The organism is Spirillospora sp. CA-142024, assembly GCF_050942325.1.
Taxonomy (GTDB): Bacteria; Actinomycetota; Actinomycetes; order Streptosporangiales; family Streptosporangiaceae; genus Spirillospora.
Genome location: NZ_CP192077.1, coordinates 4427939 through 4446900, shown reverse-complemented (window position 1 = coordinate 4446900; position 18962 = coordinate 4427939). Strand labels below are relative to the sequence as shown.

Annotated in this window: 20 protein-coding genes; 5 read left to right on the top strand and 15 right to left on the bottom strand. The window is 74.2% G+C overall.

Translation table 11 applies throughout. The features are described from left to right. Positions 1-41: 41 nt before the first annotated feature. Entirely contained in the window at positions 42-692 is a 651-nt protein-coding gene (locus ACQPZP_RS21385; protein WP_433479364.1) for a QsdR family transcriptional regulator, read from the bottom strand. Positions 693-784: 92 nt separating this feature from the next. Here ACQPZP_RS21385 and ACQPZP_RS21380 point away from each other — a divergent pair, with 92 nt between their 5' ends. Both ACQPZP_RS21380 and cphA read left to right on the top strand, forming a co-directional pair. Next, positions 785-1618, top strand: coding sequence for a cyanophycinase (locus ACQPZP_RS21380; protein WP_433469619.1), 834 nt, complete (start codon positions 785-787; stop codon positions 1616-1618). Positions 1619-1620: 2 nt separating this feature from the next. After that, positions 1621-4260, top strand: coding sequence for a cyanophycin synthetase (cphA, locus tag ACQPZP_RS21375; protein WP_433479363.1), 2640 nt, complete (start codon positions 1621-1623; stop codon positions 4258-4260). Here the strand turns inward: cphA and ACQPZP_RS21370 are convergent. The 12 genes from ACQPZP_RS21370 to ACQPZP_RS21315 all read right to left on the bottom strand — a co-directional run bounded on the left by ACQPZP_RS21370 (position 4257) and on the right by ACQPZP_RS21315 (position 14345). Further along, positions 4257-5039: a phosphatase PAP2 family protein gene (locus ACQPZP_RS21370; protein ID WP_433479362.1), complete on the bottom strand. Its 783-nt coding sequence runs from the start codon at positions 5037-5039 to the stop codon at positions 4257-4259. The two genes, cphA and ACQPZP_RS21370, sit on opposite strands and share 4 nt — an antisense overlap. Before the next feature lie 382 nt (positions 5040-5421). Next, complete coding sequence (locus ACQPZP_RS21365) at positions 5422-6579, bottom strand: 4-hydroxybenzoate 3-monooxygenase (protein ID WP_433479361.1); 1158 nt, start codon at positions 6577-6579, stop codon at positions 5422-5424. Positions 6580-6634: 55 nt separating this feature from the next. Beyond that, positions 6635-7447, bottom strand: coding sequence for an IclR family transcriptional regulator (locus tag ACQPZP_RS21360; RefSeq protein ID WP_433479360.1), 813 nt, complete (start codon positions 7445-7447; stop codon positions 6635-6637). A gap of 27 nt (positions 7448-7474) precedes the next feature. Beyond that, on the bottom strand, positions 7475-7864 hold the full coding sequence (gene pcaC, locus ACQPZP_RS21355; protein ID WP_433469613.1) for a 4-carboxymuconolactone decarboxylase: 390 nt from the start codon (positions 7862-7864) through the stop codon (positions 7475-7477). Next, complete coding sequence (pcaD, locus tag ACQPZP_RS21350) at positions 7861-8649, bottom strand: 3-oxoadipate enol-lactonase (RefSeq protein WP_433479359.1); 789 nt, start codon at positions 8647-8649, stop codon at positions 7861-7863. Before pcaD ends, pcaC begins: the two co-directional genes overlap by 4 nt. Then, positions 8646-9833 (bottom strand): 3-carboxy-cis,cis-muconate cycloisomerase, encoded by a 1188-nt coding sequence (gene pcaB, locus ACQPZP_RS21345; RefSeq protein ID WP_433479358.1) that lies wholly within the window; start codon positions 9831-9833, stop codon positions 8646-8648. The genes pcaD and pcaB overlap by 4 nt, the downstream gene beginning before the upstream one ends. Next, positions 9823-10374 (bottom strand): protocatechuate 3,4-dioxygenase subunit alpha, encoded by a 552-nt coding sequence (gene pcaG, locus ACQPZP_RS21340; RefSeq protein WP_433479357.1) that lies wholly within the window; start codon positions 10372-10374, stop codon positions 9823-9825. Before pcaG ends, pcaB begins: the two co-directional genes overlap by 11 nt. Before the next feature lie 76 nt (positions 10375-10450). Continuing rightward, positions 10451-11116: a protocatechuate 3,4-dioxygenase subunit beta gene (gene pcaH, locus ACQPZP_RS21335; RefSeq protein WP_433479356.1), complete on the bottom strand. Its 666-nt coding sequence runs from the start codon at positions 11114-11116 to the stop codon at positions 10451-10453. Further along, positions 11113-11805 carry a CoA transferase subunit B gene (locus ACQPZP_RS21330; RefSeq protein ID WP_433479355.1) on the bottom strand — a complete coding sequence of 231 codons (693 nt, stop codon included), beginning with the start codon at positions 11803-11805 and terminating at the stop codon, positions 11113-11115. Before ACQPZP_RS21330 ends, pcaH begins: the two co-directional genes overlap by 4 nt. After that, positions 11805-12587 (bottom strand): CoA transferase subunit A, encoded by a 783-nt coding sequence (locus ACQPZP_RS21325; protein ID WP_433479354.1) that lies wholly within the window; start codon positions 12585-12587, stop codon positions 11805-11807. Before ACQPZP_RS21325 ends, ACQPZP_RS21330 begins: the two co-directional genes overlap by 1 nt. Positions 12588-12707: 120 nt before the next feature. Then, positions 12708-13685 (bottom strand): sigma-70 family RNA polymerase sigma factor, encoded by a 978-nt coding sequence (locus tag ACQPZP_RS21320; protein WP_433479353.1) that lies wholly within the window; start codon positions 13683-13685, stop codon positions 12708-12710. Positions 13686-13847: 162 nt separating this feature from the next. Beyond that, on the bottom strand, positions 13848-14345 hold the full coding sequence (locus ACQPZP_RS21315) for an XdhC family protein (protein WP_433479352.1): 498 nt from the start codon (positions 14343-14345) through the stop codon (positions 13848-13850). A gap of 146 nt (positions 14346-14491) precedes the next feature. Between ACQPZP_RS21315 and ACQPZP_RS21310 the strand changes: the two genes are divergently transcribed. Genes ACQPZP_RS21310 through ACQPZP_RS21300 form a run of 3 tightly spaced genes read left to right on the top strand, consistent with a single transcriptional unit; the run spans position 14492 to position 16568 of the window. Continuing rightward, positions 14492-15046, top strand: a complete 555-nt coding sequence (locus tag ACQPZP_RS21310; RefSeq protein WP_433479351.1) for a universal stress protein — start codon at positions 14492-14494, stop codon at positions 15044-15046. Between the two features lie 41 nt (positions 15047-15087). Continuing rightward, complete coding sequence (locus tag ACQPZP_RS21305) at positions 15088-15732, top strand: adenylate kinase family protein (protein ID WP_433479350.1); 645 nt, start codon at positions 15088-15090, stop codon at positions 15730-15732. Then, a complete protein-coding gene (locus tag ACQPZP_RS21300) occupies positions 15729-16568 on the top strand; it encodes a 1-aminocyclopropane-1-carboxylate deaminase/D-cysteine desulfhydrase (protein WP_433479349.1) in 840 nt (279 codons plus the stop codon). Before ACQPZP_RS21305 ends, ACQPZP_RS21300 begins: the two co-directional genes overlap by 4 nt. A gap of 42 nt (positions 16569-16610) precedes the next feature. On the opposite strand, the gene ACQPZP_RS21295 is transcribed toward ACQPZP_RS21300, so the two are convergent. After that, a complete protein-coding gene (locus ACQPZP_RS21295) occupies positions 16611-17684 on the bottom strand; it encodes an acyl-CoA dehydrogenase family protein (RefSeq protein ID WP_433479348.1) in 1074 nt (357 codons plus the stop codon). Then, entirely contained in the window at positions 17681-18874 is a 1194-nt protein-coding gene (locus ACQPZP_RS21290) for an acyl-CoA dehydrogenase family protein (protein ID WP_433479347.1), read from the bottom strand. Before ACQPZP_RS21290 ends, ACQPZP_RS21295 begins: the two co-directional genes overlap by 4 nt. Positions 18875-18962 lie beyond the last annotated feature (88 nt).

Sequence of the window (18962 nt, the reverse complement as noted above, 5' to 3'; positions counted from 1 at the left end):
GGGGAGCGATTGCCACCAAATGGTCATTCCCCGTCAAAGACTCAGCGTTCGGCGGACCCCGGAGATTCCCCGCGGGCGGTGGCGGGGCATGGACGGAGCAGCAGCTCGACGACCTCCAGGGCCTGGTCGATCTCCGGCCGGTTCCCGCCCAGATAGTGCGCGTACATGAAGGAGTCGGCGACCCGGACGATCGCCTGGGCGAGCGTCCGGGTCGGCAGCGGGACGCGCAGCTCCCCGCGGTCGATCTCGGCCTGAAGCTCCCTGGTGAGCAGCTCGGTGGCGCGGTCCTCGATGGTGCCGGGCATGGTCGCCAGCCTGATGAACAGCCGGGGCTCGCGTTCGGTGAACGCCTTCAGGGGCTCGGCGTCCACGACCGCGCGCATGAACCGGTCGAGGACGGCGAGGATGCGGCCGGCGCCCGCGCCGCCGACGCCCCGGGCCGCGACGCGGTAGGTGCGCTCGGTCATCTCGCCGAGCAGGGTCCCGAGGAGCTGCTCCCGGCTGCCGACCCACCGGTAGAGGGTGGCGCGCCCGACGCCCAGCTCGCCCGCCAGCGCCGACATGTCGATCGGCTCGCCCCTCAGGTAGTGGGCGGACGCGGCGGCGAGCGCCGCGGCGGGCCCGGACGAGCGCGCCGGCGACCCGGACCGCGGCCGGGCGGGGCCGTCCGGAGGGACGGGGCTGCCGCTCATCCGGACAGCATGTCACAGCCGCCGGGGCGGCCCGCCGCATCGCCCATCGCAATTGCGAGACTACCGGGTGTAATGGAGGGTAGTTGGCAGATGTGAAGGATAAACGTGGGGGCGCCGGACGCAAGGGCCGGCTGCTGATCATCGGTGGGGCGGAGAACCGGACGTGCGGATCCGGGCCGCTCGAGACGTTCGTCGAACTGTCGGGCGACGAGGACGCGCGGATCGTCGTCATCACGACGGCCACGGAGGTGCCCGAGGAGGTCGCCGACGAGTACACCGCGGTCTTCGGGCGGCTCGGCGTGACCTCGGTCAGGGAGCTGCGGCTCCTCGGGCGGGCCGCCGCCGACGACGCGGCGACCCTGCGGGCGCTGGACGCGGCGACGGGCGTGCTGTTCAGCGGCGGCGACCAGTCGCGGATCCGCACCCTCGTCGGCTCGAAGACCAACGACCTGCTGAAACGGCGGCTCGACCAGGAGGGCCTGGTGATCGCCGGGACGAGCGCCGGCGCGACCGCGATGGGGCACTGGATGATCCTCGGCGGCCGCGGCCACGAGGTCGCCGCGTCCAGCGTGAAGGTCGGCCCCGGTCTGGGCCTGCTCGACCACGTGCTGATCGACATGCACTTCAACGAGCGCGGGCGGCTGCCGCGGCTGATGAGCGGGATAGCGCTGGACACCCGGCTGCTGGGCGTCGGCATAGACGAGGACACGGCGATCGTGGTGGGCGACGGCCAGTTCGAGGTCGTCGGGACGGGCGTGGTCACGGTCGTGGACGCCGGGCAGTCGACGATCGCCTACGCCGCCTCCGACGACGAGCCCATGGCGATGTTCGACGTCTCGCTGCACCTGCTGCCGGCCGGCTGCACGTTCCAGATGAACGACAAGCTCCCGGCGATCGGCAACATGCGCGGGCCGGAGGAGGAGTAGCCGTGCGGCTCGATCACGTCCGCCGCCTGAGCGGCCCGAACGTCTACCTGCCCCGTCCCGTCGCGATCGCGCGCCTGGACCTGCAGGGCCTGACCGGCCACGAGACCACCGACCATCCCGGGTTCGCCGAGCGGCTCGTGGACGCGCTGCCCGGCCTGGCGGGGCACCACTGCTCGGCGGGCCGGCCGGGCGGGCTGCTGGACGCGATGGCGCGCGGCACCTACTTCGGCCATGTCACCGAGCACGTCACGCTGGAGCTGTCCGGGCGGATCGGCCGCGAGGTGTTCTTCGGCCGCACCGTGCGCGCCGGCGGCCCGGCCGAGTACGACGTGATCCTGGAGTGCCCGCCCGACGAGCCGTCCGGCAGCCCGGTGGTGGAGCAGCTGATCATGCTCGCGGTGCGGGTCGTGAACGGCGCGCTGGCCGGGCTCGTGCCCGACCCGTCCGGCGAGCTGGCCCGCGTCGCCGCCGTCCACGAGGAGGAGCGGCTGGGGGTGAGCACGGCGGCGCTGGCGCGGGCGGCGCGCGAGCGGGGCGTGCCGGTCCGCCGGGTCGGCGGCCTCAACCTGCTGCGGCTCGGGTACGGCCGGTACCGCCGGACGGTCTGGGCGGCGATGACCGACGCCACCTCGGCGATCGGGATGGAGGTCGTGGGCGACAAGCGGCTCGCGCACCGGGTGCTCGCCGACGCCGGGGTCCCGGTGCCGGAGGGGCGGGTCGCGGCGTCGCCGGCGGAGGCGCTGGAGGCGCTGCGCGACATCGGCGGCGCGGTGGTCGTCAAGCCGCTCTCGGGCCACCAGGGAGAGGGCGTCCACATCGAGCTGACCACGCCGCCGGAGGTCGTGGCCGCGTTCGCGTCGGCCGCCGGGGACGAGGGCGAGGTGCTCGTCGAGTCCTACATCCCCGGCAACGACTACCGGGTGCTGGTGGTCGGCGGCCGGGTCGCCGCGGCGGCGGAGCTGACCGCCGCGTGCGTGACGGGCGACGGGGCGGCCACGGTCGCGGCGCTGGTGGAGCGGGTCAACGCCGACCCGGCGCGCGGGGAGGGCCACGACCGGCCGCTCACCCGGCTCGTCCTCGGCCCGACCGAACTGGCCCTGCTGGCGCGCCAGGGGCAGGCCCCCGGGTCGGTGCCCGCCGCCGGGGAGCGGGTGTGGCTGCGCCGCAACGCGAACCTGTCCACCGGCGGCACCAGCCGGGACGTGACCGGGGACGTGCACGCCGAGGTCGCCGCGATGTGCGTGCGGACCGCGGCGGCCGTCGGCATGGACGTGTGCGGCATCGACCTGCGGCTGCCCGACATCGCGTCCCCGCCGCCCGCCGAGCGGGGCGCCGCCGGGGTCCTGGAGGTCAACGCCGCGCCGGGCCTGCGCATGCACCTGGCCCCGCACGAGGGCGCGGGTCGGGACGTCGCCGGCGACATCGTCGCCCTGATGTATCCGGACGGGACGCCGTCGCGGGTTCCGGTCGTGTCGGTGACGGGCACCAACGGCAAGACCACGACGGTCCGGATGATCGCGCACATGCTGGAGCTGGACGGGCGGCGGACCGGCATGACCAGCACGGAGGGGGTGTACGTCGGCGGGCGGCTCGTCCACATGTCCGACGCGTCCGGGCCGCGCTCGGCGGAGATGGTGCTCGGCGACCGGTCGGTGGAGGCGGCCGTGCTGGAGACCGCGCGGGGCGGGATCCTCCGGCGCGGCCTCGGCTACGACCGCGCGGACGTCGCGGTCGTCACCAACATCACCCGCGACCATCTCGGCATGGACGACACCGAGTCGCTGGACGATCTGGTCGACATCAAGGCCCTGGTCGCCGAGGAGATCCGGCGCGGCGGCCATCTCGTCCTCAACGCCGAGGACGGGGCGTCGGCCGGGCTCGCCGCCCGGCCGGCGGTCCGGCGCCGCGGACCGGTCCTGTGCTACTTCTCCCTCACCCCGGACGCTCCCGTCCTCGCCGGGCACCTGCGGGACGGCGGCCTGGGCTACTACCTGGAGGACGGCGTGCTGACCGAGGCGCGCGGCGACCGCCGGACCCCGATCCTGCCGGCCGGGGAGGTGGCGGGCTCGTTCGGCGGGCACGCCCGCCATGTGATCGCCAACGCGCTGGCCGCGGCGGCCGCCGCCCGCGCGCTCGGCGTGCCCGCCGGCGTGGTGGCGAGCGCGCTGCGCACGTTCGACCCGCACTCGCGCAACCCCGGCCGCGGCTGCGTGTACCAGGTCGGCTCGAATCCCGTCCTGGTCGACTACGCGCACAATCCGGCGGCGGTCACCGCGATGGGCACGTTCGTCGAGCGGCGCTGGGGGGCGGCGGGCGTCGCCGCGGTGACGCTGCCGGGCGACCGGTCCGACGAGCTGGTGGGCGAGACCGCGCGGGCGCTGGCGGGCACGTTCGGCCGCGTCGTCGTCTACGAGGACGAGGACCTGCGGGGCCGCCGCTCGGGCGAGATGACCCGGCTGATCGTCCAGGGGCTGCGGGAGGGCCGCCCGGACGTGTGCCACCACCCGGCGGGCGATCTGAAGGGGGCGCTGACGTCGGCGCTGGACATGGCGGGGCCGGGCGAGCCCGTCCTGCTGCTGTACGAGAAGCTGCAGCCGGTGACGGAGCTGCTCGAAACGCTGGGCGCCGAGCCCGCCGGCTAGTCCGCAGGTACCGCGGCGAGCGGCGGCCGCAGCAGCAGGACGATGACCGACAGCAGCGCCAGCACGACGATCCCGTCCAGCCAGTAATGGTTGGCGGTGCCGACGACGACCGCGATCGTGACGACCGGATGCAGCAGCCACAGCCATCGCCACCGCGTCCGGGACGTGACGATGAGCCCGAGCGCGATGACGGCCGCCCAGCCGATGTGCAGGGAGGGCATGGCGGCGTACTGGTTGGAGACGGTGTCCGTCTGCGGCGCGCCGTAGACGGCCGGGCCGAACTGGGCGGCGGTGTCGATGAGCCCCGTCGCGGGCAGCATGCGCGGCGGCGCCAGCGGGACGAGCAGGTGCAGGACGAGCGCCGCGGCGGTGATCGCCACGATGACCCGGCGCGTCCACCGGTAGTGGACCGGCCTGCGCAGGTAGATCCAGAGCAGGAACGCCGCGGTCGCGGGGAAGTGCACGTAGGCGTAGTAGCAGTTGGCCGCGTGCACGAGGAGCCCGCTGTGCAGCAGGCCGTGCTGGACGCCGGTCTCCCCCGGCAGGCCGAGGAGCCGTTCGAGGTCCCAGACGCGGTGGGCGTTGTCGAACGCCTCCCGCACCCGCCCGTCCGCCAGCAGCCGCCCGAGCTTGTAGGCGCCGAACAGCACGATGATCAGCACCAGCTCGCGGACGGGCCGCGGCCGGCCGCCGGGACCCGGCCCGCACACGCCGGGCCGGCCGGGGCGCAGGCGTGCCAGCGCCGCGGCCGGCCGGGACGGCTGATCGAGGAGGCTCACTGCGCTGTCCTTCGCGGGTCGGGTCGGGCGCCGGTCAGGACCGGGCGGGGCGGGCTCGCGCTCGGCGGCGGGCGGTCCGGCGTCGCGGAGCAGATGCCGAAGCCTTTCACCTTCCGCGCCGGCGTTGGGAACGACGCGCGCCACCCGCCCGGGCGGCCACCACGCGGCACGGCCGGACATCGGTTCCCCGGAGGCGACGAAGCCCGCGAAACACCGCGATCATGATCACGGCCGCGGTGGCGACGACGCTGGCGCCGTGCCGGAAGGAGTGACACGCCAACGGTAGACCAAAGTTGCCTAGACGGCAAAATTTCAGGGGCTGCCAATTTACGTGACCTGCGTCTCACTGCGCCGCGCCGCCGGCCGCCGGGGAAGACCCGCTCTAGGCGATGGGGAGCCCCACGTAGTTCTCGGCGAGGGACGTCCTGGCCGCCTCCGACGAAGCCACATAGTCCAGGTGGGAACGCTGGAGCCGTCGCTCGAAGTCACTCGCGGACGGGTCGGCGTGCAGCAGCGTGGTCATCCAGTAGGAGAAGTGCTCGGCGCGCCAGACGCGCTTCAGGCACGCGCCGGAGTACCCGTCCAGCAGCGTCTCCGAGCCCGTCGCGTACCGCTCGGCGAACGCCCGCGCCAGGATGATCACATCGGACACCGCGAGGTTGAGGCCCTTCGCCCCGGTCGGCGGGACGATGTGCCCGGCGTCCCCGGCGAGGAACAGCCGGTCGTGCCGCATCGGCTCGGCCACGAAGCTGCGCATGGGCGTGATCGACTTGTCGGTGACCGGGCCCTCGTGCAGCTTCCAGCCGTCGTCGGTGGCGAACCGCGCCGCAAGCTCGTCCCAGATGCGGGCATCGGGCCACGCGGCGATGTCCTCGTCCGGCGGCACCTGGAGGTAGAGGCGGCTGACGTGCGGCGAACGCAGGCTGTGCAGGGCGAACCCGCGGTCGTGGTTGGCGTAGATCAGCTCGTCGGTGGACGGCGGGACGTCGGCGAGGATCCCGAGCCAGGCGAACGGGTACTCGCGTTCGAACGTCCGCAGCCCCGGGACCGCCGGGCGGCTGACGCCGTGGAACCCGTCGCAGCCCGCGATGTAGTCGCAGTCGAGAGTGCGCGTCCGCCCGCCGCTGCGGAACGTCACGCTCGGCGCGGACACGTCCAGCCCGACGACCTCGGCCTCGAACCGGACGTCCCCGCCGTCCTCCAGCCGCTTGGCGACCAGGTCCTTGACGATCTCGGTCTGCGCGTAGACGGTGACGGTCCGGCCGGTCAGGTCGGTCAGCGGGATGCGGTGCCCCGCGCCGCCGAACCGCAGCTCCAGCCCGTGGTGGACGAGCCCCTCCCGGTCGAGCCGCTCGCCCACGCCGCTCTCGCGCAGGACGTCGGTCGTGCCCTGCTCCAGCATCCCGGCCCGCTGCCGATGCTCCACGTAGTCGCGGTCCCGGCTCTCCAGGACCACCGAGTCGATCCCCTGCAGATGGAGCAGATGGGACAGCAGCAGTCCCGCGGGTCCGCCGCCGATGATCGCGACCTGGGTACGCATCGCTCCTCCTCGTGGTCCGTCCACCTTGGCGATGCTCGCGCGCATCGCCGCAGCTTCAAGCGCCGGTTTTCCGCTCAGCGGAAAAGAGGTCCGGATCGCCGTGCCAGTGCGCCGCCACGTCCCGGGACAGCGCCCGCACCGCCGTCGTCAGCGGCGGCAGCAGCCGCCGGAGGTCGGCGCTGCGCGTGCCCGTCACCAGCGACATCGACGCGACGACGTCGCCCGACCCGTCCCGCACCGGGGCGCCGACGGACGCCGCGCCGAGCGTCATCTCGTCGCGGGTCACGGCGTAGCCGGAGCGGCGGACCCGCTCGACGCGGCGCCGCAGCTCCGCCGGATCGGTGATGGACCGCGCCGCATACCGGGCCAGCTCACCGGCGAGCACCTTCTCGCGGACCTCCGGCGCCGCGAACGCCAGCAGCACCTGGCCGACGCCGGTGGTGTGCAGCGGCAGCATCGCGCCGACCTGGGTCACGACGGGCACCGACCGCGTGCCGCGCAGCCGCTCGACGATCAGCACGCGGTCCTCGCGGAGCACGCCGAGCTGGACGTTGTCGTGGGTGGCCTCGTACAGGTCCTCCATGTGCGGGAGCGCCAGCTCGCGCAGCCCGGTGACGGCCGGGGCCTGGCTCCCGATCCGCCAGAGCCGGGTGCCGATGCGGTACGTCCCGTCCGGCACCCGCTCCAGGAAGCCGCCGCCGACCAGCTCACCGACCAGGCGGTGGCCGGTCGCGAGCGGCAGCTCCGAGCGGCGGCAGATCTCGCTCAGGTTGAGGCGGACGCCGCCCTGGGCGAAGGCGTTCAGGATGGCCATCACCTTGCCCGCCACGCTGACCGGCCGCGCGCCTTCCGCACTCTCACCTGCCACGTGGCCCTCCACCCGGGCTCGTGCCCGTCACTCCTGCTCGGTGAGTACCCGCTGGGCGACGGCGAACGCGGAGTTCGCGGCGGGCACTCCACAATAGATCGCCGTCTGCAGGAGCACCTCCTTGATCTCCTCGGGCGTCAGCCCGTTGCGGAGCGCCGCCCGGACGTGCATGGCGAGCTCCTCCAGATGGCCGCCGGCGACCATCGCGGTCAGCGTGACGCAGCTGCGCGTCCTGCGGTCCAGGCCGGGGCGGTTCCAGATCTCGCCCCACGCGTACCGGGTGATCATGTCCTGGAAGTCGGCGGTGAAGTCGTCCTTGCGGGCCTCGGCGCGGTCCACGTGCGCGTCGCCGAGCACCTCGCGGCGGGTCTTCATGCCCTGCGCGTGCCGCCGCTCGTCGCTCATGCGCTCGCTCATCGTCCGGTCCCTCTCCAGGTGCGGTCCAGGTGCGCGGTGACCGCCTCGGTGACCGCCTCCGGGCGCTCGGCGTTCGCCAGGTGCCCGGCGCCGTCGATCACCGTGAGGCGGGCGTCCGGGATGCCGGCGGCGAGGCGGCCGGCGTGCCCGTCCGGTGGTGTCGGGGCGTCCTGCGCTCCGGCGATCACCAGGGTCGGCGCGGAGATCGCGCCGAGCCGCGCGGTCGCGTCGAACTCCGCCAGGGCGTCGCAGCAGGCGGCGTAGCCCTCGGCGTCGGTCGCGCGGAGCATGTCCACGTACGGTCGGGCGCCCGTGAAGGACGGCGTGAACCAGCGTCCCGCCGCCGAGCCGGCCACGGGCCCGACGCCCTCGCGGCGGACGAGCGCGGCCCGGTCGCGCCAGGCCCCCGGGTCGCCGAAGCGGGGCGAGGTGCAGCACAGGATCAGGCTTCCGACGAGGCCCGGGGCGCGGAGGGCGAGGGCCGTCCCGACCGCGCCGCCGAGCGACACCCCGGCGTAGGCGGCGCGGCCGACGCCGAGATCGGCCAGCAGGGCTGCGATCCCGCCGGCGAGGTCCTCGACGGTGAACGGGCCGTCCGGGGCGGGCGCGCCGCCGTGACCGGGCAGGTCGTAGCGCAGCACGCGCCAGGTGCGGGTCAGCGCGGGCAGCTGCGGCAGCCACAGGTCCATGGACGTGCCGAGCGACGGGCCGAGCACGACGACGGGGGCGTCCTCCGGGCCGTCCAGGCGGTACTGCGGCACTGCGGGACGCGGCACGGCGGTCACGTGCGGCTCCTGCGATAGGCGTCCAGGGCCTGGCCGACGAGGACGGCGGCGGCGCCGGTCCCGGGGTCGCCGCCGAGCAGGTCCAGCAGCTCGTCGAGGTCGGCCCGCATCAGCTCGGTGGACACCTCCAGGCCGTCCAGCAGCTCGGCGGCCGTCTCCGCGGCGCCGCCGGTCAGCCGGAGGCACTCGCGCAGCGGCTGCCATTCGGCGTGCCACTCCCCCGCCGGCCGCTCGTGCGGCGCGGCCTGCGCGGCGAGGAGCACCTGCACCTGCGCCGGGACCTGCAGCGCGGCGGACCGGATCAGGGTCGACAGCGCCGGGTTGCGCTTGTGCGGCATCGACGACGAGCCGCCCCGGCCGGCGCCCGCGGCCTCGGCCACCTCGCCGACCTCGCTCTGCGAGAGCAGCCACACGTCGGTGGCGATCTTGCCGAGGGCGCCGGTGACCAGCGCCAGCGCCGCGGCGAGCTCGGCGACCGGGGTGCGGCGGGTGTGCCACGGCAGGACGGGGCGGGCCAGGCCCGTCTCCTCCGCGTAGGCCGCGACCAGGTCGAGCGCCCGGTCCCCGAAGGCGTCCAGCGTCCCGGCCGGGCCGCCGAGCTGGACGGGCAGCGGCACCGCGGCGAGCCGCTCGCGGGCCTCCAGGCAGCCCAGCAGCCAGTTCGCGGCCTTGGCGCCGAACGTCGTGGGCAGCGCCTGCCGGCCGAGGGTGCGGGCCGCCATCGGGGTGTCGCGGTACCGTGCCGCGAGCCCGGCCAGCGCGTCCAGCGCCCTGTCGAGATGGGCGAGGACGACGCGCCTGGCCCGGGCCGCGACGAGCATGGCGCCGGTGTCGGCGATGTCCTGGCTGGTGGCGCCCTTGTGGACGTGCTCGCCCGCGCTCCCGGCGAGCCCGCGCAGGTCGGCGACCAGCGGGACGACGGGGTTTCCTGCGCCGCGCGCCCGGCGGGCGACGCCGGCGAGGTCGACACGGCCCGCGTCGGCGGCGCCGGTGATCGCCTCGGCCGCGTCCGCGGGGACGATCCCGAGCCGGGCCTGCGCGCGGGCGAGCGCCGCCTCCGCGTCCAGCATGGCGGTCAGGTAGGCGAGGTCGCTCGTGACGGCCTCCGCCTCCGTCCCCGCGCGGACGGGGGACAGCAGTCCCACGTCCGGCGACGCCGGCAGGCCGCGCTCGTCAGAAACCAAGGAAGACCGTCTCCCGCTCCCCTTGCAGGTGGATGTCGAAACGGTACTCCCGGTTCCCCGCGCGCTCGGCGATCAGGGTCGCGCGTCGTCCGTCCGGGACGACGCCGAGCAGCGGGTCGCCCGCGTGGGCGGCCTCGTCCTCGGGGAAGTACAGCCGGGTGAACACGGGCTTGAGCAGGCCGCGGGCGAACACCAGGACGGCGATGTAGGGCGCGCCGTCGCCGACGGCGCCCGGCTTGACGGTGCTGAACCAGTAGCCGCCGCCGGCGTCGGTGCCGCACCGGCCGAAGCCGGAGAACCCGTGCCCGGCGCGCACGATGCCGCCGGGACGCCGCGGGATCTCGCCGTTCCCGTCGGCCTGCCAGATCTCCAGCAGCGCGTCCGGGACCGGCTCGCCCGCGCCGTCGAGGACCCGCCCGCGCACGGCGATCGCGTCGGGGCGCCAGGGCGGCACGACCTCCGGACCGGCCTCGTACGGCAGCGCGTACCCGAAGAACGGGCCGACCGTCTGGGAGGGGGTGGCGGGAGAAGGCGTGCTCATCAGGCCCTGCCTTTCCGGGGGCGACCCCCAGACCCCCGGGCCCGGCGGCCCGACGATCCTCGCTTCGCTGCGGTCATCAGGCCTCCATCGGGGTGTCGCCGAGCACGATGTCCCACTGGTAGCCGAGCGCCCACTCCGGCCGGGTGGTGTCCATGTCGAAGCGGGAGACCAGCTTCTCCCGGTCCTTCTCGTCCGGGATCGACTGGAAGATCGGGTCGTGGGCGAACAGCGGGTCGCCGGGGAAGTACATCTGGGTGACGAGCCGCTGGGTGAACGCGGTGCCGAACACCGAGAAGTGGATGTGCGCGGGCCGCCAGGCGTTGTGGTGGTTGCCCCACGGGTAGGCGCCGGGCTTGACCGTGACGAACCGGTAGCGGCCGTCGTCGTCGGTGAGGCAGCGCCCGGCTCCGGTGAAGTTCGGGTCGAGCGGCGCCGGGTGGACGTCGCCGAGGTGCCGGTACCGGCCGGCGGCGTTGGCCTGCCAGACCTCCACCAGCGCGCCCCGCACCGGACGGCCCGCGCCGTCGAGCACGCGGCCGGTCACGATGATCCGCTCGCCGAGCGGCTCCCCGGCGTGCTGGACGGTGAGGTCCTCGTCCAGCCGGCCGAGCTCCTGGTGCCCGAACACCGGCGAGGTCAACTCGACGCTGTCCGGGCCGAGCTTCGGCATGATCAGGTCCTGCGACGGGGCGCGGAGCACGGTGCTCTTGTATCCCGGGTACAGGTACGGGGGGTGCATCATGCGCTCTTCCCTTCTGCCGCCGTGTCCATGGGCCCGGTATCGGGGCGCTCGTCGTCCGGGCGCCCGGTCAGCCGCGGCCCGGTCGCCGCACGGATCCGCTCGGCGGTGACGCCGGGGGCCGTCTCGACGAGCACGAGGCCGTCTTCGGTGACGTCCACGACGCCGAGGTCGGTGATGATCCGGTCGACGCACGCCTTGCCGGTGAGCGGCAGCGTGCACTCGTCCACGATCTTCGGTTCGCCGTCGCGGGTGGTGTGGCTCATCACCACGATCAGCTTGCGGGCGCCGTGCACGAGGTCCATCGCGCCGCCCATCCCCTTGATCATCTTGCCGGGGACGGACCAGTTGGCGAGGTCGCCGCGCGCGGAGACCTGCATGGCGCCGAGGACGGCGATGTCGATGTGGCCGCCGCGGATCATGCCGAACGACAGCGAAGAGTCGAAGTAGGCGGCGCCGGGCAGGACGGTCACCGTCTCCTTGCCCGCGTTGATCAGGTCGGGATCGATCTCGTCCTCGGTGGGATACGGTCCGACGCCGAGGATGCCGTTCTCGGCGTGCAGGGTGACGTGGCGTCCCTCGGGCATGAAGCCGGGGATCAGCGTCGGCAGCCCGATGCCGAGGTTGACGTAGGCGCCGTCGGGCAGCTCGGCCGCGGCGCGGGCGGCGATCTCGTTCCTGGACCAGGGCATCAGGCGTCGCCTCCCCCGTCGCCGGTGCCGCTGCGCAGCGTGCGCAGCTCGATGGGCTTGTCGGCGGCCTGCTCGGGGGTCAGCTCCACCACGTGCTGGACGAACACCCCCGGCAGGTGCACGGCGTCGGGGTCGATCTCGCCGGGTTCGGCGAGCCGCTCGACCTCGGCGAGGGTGACCCGGCCGGCCATCGCGGCGAGCGGGTTGAAGTTGCGGGCGGCCTTGTCGAACACCAGGTTGCCGTGCCGGTCGCCGACCGCCGCGCGGACGAGCGCGAAGTCGGTGGTGATGCTCTCCTCCAGGACGTACTCCCGCCCGCCGAACTCGCGGACCTCCTTGGCGGGCGAGGCGACCGCGACCGTGCCGTCGGGCGCGTACCGCCACGGCAGCCCGCCGTCGGCGACCATCGTGCCGACGCCGGCCGGGGTGAAGAACGCCGGGATCCCCGCGCCGCCCGCGCGCAGCCGCTCGGCGAGCGTGCCCTGCGGCATCAGCTCGACCTCGATCTCGCCGGCGAGGTACTGCCGCGCGAACTCCTTGTTCGCGCCGACGTAGGAGCCCCTGGCGCGGGCGATGCGGCCCGCCGCGAGCAGCTGCCCGAGCCCACGGCCGTCCAGCCCGCAGTTGTTCGAGACGACCGTCAGGTCCGCCGCGCCCCGCTCGTACAGGGCGGAGATGAGGACCGTGGGCACGCCGCAGAGCCCGAACCCGCCGACGGCCAGCGACGCGCCGTCGCCGATGCCGGCGACGGCGTCCGCCGCCGAGGCCACGACCTTGTCCATACGCCTCCCATTCCCGCTGTGCGGACGGCACCCGCGCCGGCGCCGCCGGCTACCACACTCGCAGCCACCGCCGCGCGTGCCGCAGCCGGGTTTCCGCCCAGTGGAAGGCCGGGGGCGTGATCAGAGCCGCTCGGCCAGCCCGAACAGCGGGAACAGGCTGGTGTCGAAGAACACCGAGACGTGCGCGACGCCGTCCTCCGTGACGCTCAGGACCTGCAGCTGGTAGGCGCTGTGGACGCCGTCCTCGTCGCGCTTGTAGAGGCCGAACGCCGGCTGCCCGTTCGCGGCCGCCGGAACCATCCGGATGTCGCCGGGGGTCGGCCGGCACTGGGCGATGATGAGGCGTACCACGTGGTCGGGGCCGACGAACCACTGGGGGAACGGCGGCATTTCCCAGACGACGTCCTTCTTGAACAGCTCGATCAGCCCGGTGATGTCGGCGTCCTCGAACGCCTTGGCGTAGCGTTCGAGAAGATCGCGCTGGGCGGGGTCCGTCGGCTCGACGAGCTGGTCCCGCATCGGGGCGTCCTGCTCCAGCTGAGCCCGCGCCCGCTGCAGCGCGCTGTTGACGGCGGCGGTGGAGGTGTCGAGCAGCTCGGCGACCTCGGCGGCCCGCCATTTCAGCACGTCCCGCAGGATCAGCACGACCCGCTGCTTGGCAGGCAGGTGCTGCAGTGCGGCGACGAACGCCAGCCGGGTGCTCTCCCTGGCGGCGACGATCGTGGCCGGGTCGGCGGAGTCCGCGCCGAGGACCGTGTCGGGGGCGGGCTCCAGCCACGGGACCTCGTCCGAGGCCACGACGGGCCGCTCCGGCTCGTCGCTCGGCGCGCCCAGCCCCGACGGCATGGGCCGCCTGCCGCGCTGGTCGATCGCGGTCAGGCACACGTTGGTGGCGATCCGGTACAACCACGTCCGGAGCGAGGAGCGCCCCTCGAAGTCGCCGTACGAGCGCCACGCCCGCAGGTAGGTCTCCTGCACCAGGTCCTCGGCGTCGTGGATCGAACCGAGCATCCGGTAGCAGTGCGCCAGCAGCTCCCGCCGGTACGGGTCGGCGAGTTGCTGGAAGTCACGGTCTGTTTCTATGGTGCTGTTCGCCATGGTGGTCGTCACCTTTGCTCGGCGGCATCGCTCGGACGGCGCGGGCGGCGGGCCCCGTCGCCCCCGACCGTAGGCGAGCCCACCGACAGAACACGTGCAACGCCTCCGATGTTACGCCCCGGGCCCCGGCCGGGCCGCGATTCCGGCGGCCGGCGGGGGCCGTCAGAACTCGAAGCCGCCGGGGCGGCCGTTGCGGTCGGCGATCAGGCCGGCCAGGGTCGCGATGGCGATCTCCGCCGGGGTCCTGGAGCCGATGTTCAGGCCGATCGGGCGGTGCACCCGGGCGATGTCCGCGGCGGGGACGCCGAGCTCGGTGAGCGCCGGGATGTGCGGGGCGGGGTGGCGCGGGTTGCCCATGACGCCGACCCACCGCACGGGCTGCGTCAGCACGTCCCGCAGGACGGGCCCGAGCTCGCGGCGGTGGTGGTCGGTCACCACGACGTCGGCGGTGGCGTCGAGCGGCGGAAGGTCGGCGACGCCCGCACGGTCCTTGTCGGGGTCGACGAGGAACGTCCGGTAGCCCAGGTCGGCGGCGTAGCGCAGGAGGTGGTCGGCGACGGCGCCGGCGAACACCACGACCATCGTCCGCTCCCCCTCGGCGGGCTGGACGTCGCCGTGCGCGACGGCGCAGGACGGGTCGGTCTCGTGCGGTGCGGCCATACCTGAAGTGTGCCCCGGGCGGCGCCGGGCGGTCCAGCGGCCACGCCCTCGCCGGAAAACGGGGTTTCCGGAACGTGGAACTCTTGCGCCGGAACGGGTATGCCTTCTGTCTAGACTGCTGTCACCCGGCGGCCACAGGAGGGACCGTGATCGCGAGACCGGAGGGCGGCCCCCGCGTCGTGGTGGGGGTGGACGACTCCGCGGGGGCGCGCTGCGCGCTCTCCTGGGCGATCGGCGAGGCGCGGCTGCGCGGGCTGCCGCTGCTGGTCGCGCACGCCGCGCCGCTGCCGCCGCACGTGTCGGCGGCGGGCCAGCTCGGCTGCGGCATCACCGAGGCGCTGCGCGGCTCGGGCGCCGAGCTCATCGCCCGGCTGCTGTCGGAGGTTTGCGACGGCCCGCCGGGCGGCGTGGACATGACCGCGCTGGCGCTCGTCGGCGAGCCCGGCGCGACGCTGGTGCGGCTGGCGGGCGACGACGACATCCTGGTCGTCGGGCACGGGACGCGCGGCCCGTTCTCGCGGCTGCTGAGGCCGTCGGTGCGGCTGCACTGCGCCCGGCGGGCCCGCGCGACGCTGGTCTGCGTCCGCACGCCCGCGTTCGACACCCTGCTCGAAAGCCTGACGGTGCGCGACGAGTCGCCCGAGCAGGCCGGCGACTCGCGGTTCCGCCGACTGGGCCGCCGCCTGCGCCTCCCGCTCTGACCGGCCCTCCGCCGCGACCACGGTGCGCATAGGCTCTCCCCATGCGCAAGTACGTCATCATCGGCCCCGTCGGAAGCGGCAAGGGGACGCAGTCGGGACTGCTCGCGCGGGACCTCGACATCGTGCACATCAGCGTCGGGGACATCTTCCGCTGGCACGTCAAGAACCACACCAAGATCGGCGCGCAGGTGCGGCGCATCATGGCGGCCGGTGAGCTGGTCGGAGACGACCTGACGGAGAGCGTCGTCCGGCAGCGGCTCGACCAGCACGACTGGAACTACGGGTTCGTCATCGACGGGTTCCCGCGCAGCCGCAGGCAGACGGAGTTCTTCCTGGAGAGCTACGACATCGACGGCGTGATCCACCTGGACCTGCCGGACGAGGAGGTCCGGCGCCGCGTCCTGGCCCGCCGGCTCTGCGCCCGGTGCGGGATGGACTACAACCTGATCGCCGACCGCCCGACGCAGGACGGACGCTGCGACGTGTGCGGCGGCGAGCTCGTGTCCCGCGAGGACGACACCGAGGAGGCGCTCGCCGAGCGGATGCGCGACTACCACGACAGGACCGACCCGATCCTGGAGCTGTTCGGCCGCAAGGAGTACGTGGTCACCGTGGACGCGCGGCCGGGCATCGACGAGGTGCAGCGGACGCTCCGGGAGAGGCTCGGCCTGCCGATGCCGCGATGACCTCCCCCGTCGTCGAGCTGGCGGACGACCGCGCGGCACGCCGGGGCCTGCGGCTGTTCCTGAAACGCGACGATCTGATCCATCCGGAGCTGCCGGGCAACAAGTGGCGCAAGCTCAAGCACAACATCGCCCCCGCGCGCGAGCACGGGACGCTCCTCACCTTCGGCGGCGCCCATTCCAACCACATCCGGGCCACGGCGGCCGCGGGGAAGATCTTCGGATTCGCGACCATCGGGGTGATCCGCGGCGAGGAACACCTGCCGCTGAACGACTCGCTGGCGTATGCCGAGCGCATGGGCATGCGCCTCACCTACATGGACCGCACCACCTACCGGCGCAAGCACGAACCCGATGTCGTCGGCGCGCTGCGCGAGCGGTGGGGCGGCTTCTATCTCCTGCCTGAAGGCGGAAGCAACGCGCTCGCCGTGAAGGGCTGCGCGGAACTGGGCGCCGAGGTGCCGGATTTCGACGTCGTCTGCTGCCCCTGCGGGACGGGCGGGACGCTGGCCGGACTCGCCGCCGGCCTGGCCCCGCATCAGCGCGCCGTCGGGTTCTCCGTGCTGAAGGGCGGCTTCATGGAGGGGGAGGTAGAACGGCTCCAGCGCGAGACCTACGGCGAACGCCTGGGGACGTGGCGCGTCGAAGACGGCTTCCACTTCGGCGGCTACGCCAGGAGAACCCCCGGACTGGACGCGTTCATCGACGACTTCAATGGCCGGCACGGGATCGTCCTCGACCGGATCTACACGGCCAAGATGATGTCCGGCGTGTTCGCGCTGACCGAGCGCGGCGCGTTCCCGGAGGGCGCGCGCGTCCTGGCCGTCATCACCGGCTAGCCGGACGGCCCCGCTCGCCGGGCGGGGCCGCCCGCCCGCCGTTCAGGCCGGGGGAAGATCGACCAGGGCGGCCAGGGCCGCGCGGTGCCGGTCCGCGGTGCCGAGGGCGATGGAGTCGGCCTTGGCGCGCTTCAAGTACAGATGCGCGGGATGCTCCCAGGTGAAGCCGATGCCGCCGTGCATCTGGACGCACTCCTCGGCCGCCTTGAGCGCGACCGCCGAGCAGTGCGCCTGCGCGACGGCGACCGCGATCGGCGTGTCCTCGTCGCCCGCCGCCACGCAGGACGCGGCGTGCCGGGCGACCGCGCGGGCCTGGGTGACCGACGTCCACAGGTCGGCTAGCCGGTGCTTGAGGCCCTGGTAGGAGCCGACCGGGCGGCCGAACTGGTAGCGGGTCTTCACGTAGGCGATGGTGTCGTCCAGACAGCGTTCGGCGAGGCCGAGCTGCTCGGACGCCAGCATCGCGGCCCCGGTCAGCAGCGCGATGCGGACCGCGTCCGTCCCTTCGGCGACCAGGCGGGCGGGCGCCCCGGAGAAGGCGAGGTCGGCGAGCCGCCGGGTCATGTCGAGCGAGGTCACGGCGGTGCGGCGGGCGTCGGCGGCGTCCACCGCGTACAGGCCGCCGGCGGACGGGACGAGGTAGACGCCGGCGGCCATGCCGTCGGCGACGCTGGTGACCTCGCCGGTCACCCTGCCGTCCGTGACCTGCACGGTCGCCGTCGCGTCACCGGGCGCGGCGCTGAAGGGGACGGCCAGCACGGCGATCTCCTCCCCGCCCGCCAGCCGCGCGAGCAGCTCCCGCTCCCCGGCGGCCAGCAGCGCGGCCGTCGCGATCACCGAGCTGCTCAGGAACGGGACGGGCGCGGCGAACCGGCCGAGCTCCTCCATCACGACGGCGGTCTCGCGCCAGGTGGCGCCGGCGCCCCCGAGGTCCTCGGGGACGGGCAGCCCGGCGCAGCCGAGCTGGCCTGCGACGGCCCGCCACAGCGCGGCGTCGTAGGGCTCGTCCTTCTCGGTGCCGGCGAGCACCGACGTCCAGGGCGCCTTGTCGTCGAGGACCTCGCGGACGCTCGCGCGGAGGTCGCTCTCGATCTCGGAGTAGAGCAGGTCACTCACTTGGGCAGGTCCTTCCACGCCACGTCCTTGTCGACGCGGATCTCACCGGGCAGGCCGAGGACGCGCTCGGCGATGATGTTGCGCAGGATCTCCGAGGTGCCGCCCTCGATGGAGTTGCCCTTGGCGCGCAGGTAGCGGTAGCCGGGCGAGCGGCGGGTGAAGTCCACCTCGGTGGGGCGGCGCATCGTCCAGTCGTCGTAGCGCAGGCCGTCCTCGCCCAGCATTTCCAGCTCCAGGCCGGACACCTCCTGGTTGAGCTCGGCGAAGGCGAGCTTGGCGCCCGATCCCTCCGGGCCGGGCTGTCCGGCGGTGAGCTGCTGGCGCAGCCGCGCCCCGGTGAGCCGGGCGGCCTCGGTCTCCACCCACGAGCGCAGCAGCGCGTCGTGCAGGCCGGGGGTGCGCAGCTCGGGGCGGTCCCGCCAGAGCGCGGCGACCACGCCGATCATGCCGCTCTCGCGCGGCGCGGCGTTGCCGCCGATCGCGACCCGCTCGTTCATCAGCGTCGTGGTGGAGACCTGCCAGCCCTGCCCGACCTCGCCGAGCCGGTGCTCGTCGGGGATCCGCACGCCGGTGAGGAACACCTCGTTGAACTCGGCCTCGCCGGTGATCTGCCGCAGCGGCCGGACCTCGACGCCCGGCGCGGTCATGTCGCACACGAAGTACGTCATGCCCCGGTGCTTCGGGACCTCCGGGTCGGTGCGGGTGACGAGGATCGCCCAGCGCGCCTCGTGGGCCATGGACGTCCAGACCTTCTGGCCGTCGACCGTCCAGGCGTCGCCGTCGCGGACGGCGCGGGTGGCGAGCGCGGCGAGGTCGGAGCCGGCGCCCGGCTCGCTGAACAGCTGGCACCACAGCTCCTCGCCGGTCCACAGCGGGCGCAGGAAGCGGCGCTTCTGCTCCTCGGTGCCGAAGGCGAGGATCGTCGGGGCGGCCATGCCGAGCCCGATGCCGTTGCGCTCCGGGTGGTTGGCCGGGGCGCCGGCCTCGGCGAACCGGCGGTCGACGGCGGGCTGGAGATGCCGCGGGGCGCCGAGCCCGCCGAGCCCTGCCGGGTAGTGGACCCAGGCGAGCCCGGCGTCGAACCGGGCGCGCAGGAACTCCCGCGGTTCCATGGCCGAGGGGTCGTGGCCGGCGAGGAACTCGCCGACCCGCCTGCTCAGCTCGTCGGCGTCGGGCGGTGCTGTGCTCACAGGGCGAACCTCCGCGCGGGGCGAGGGTGGCGGGCGGCCACCCGGACCATGAACATACCAACCGGTCGGTATGGTCAGCCCAGCCTAA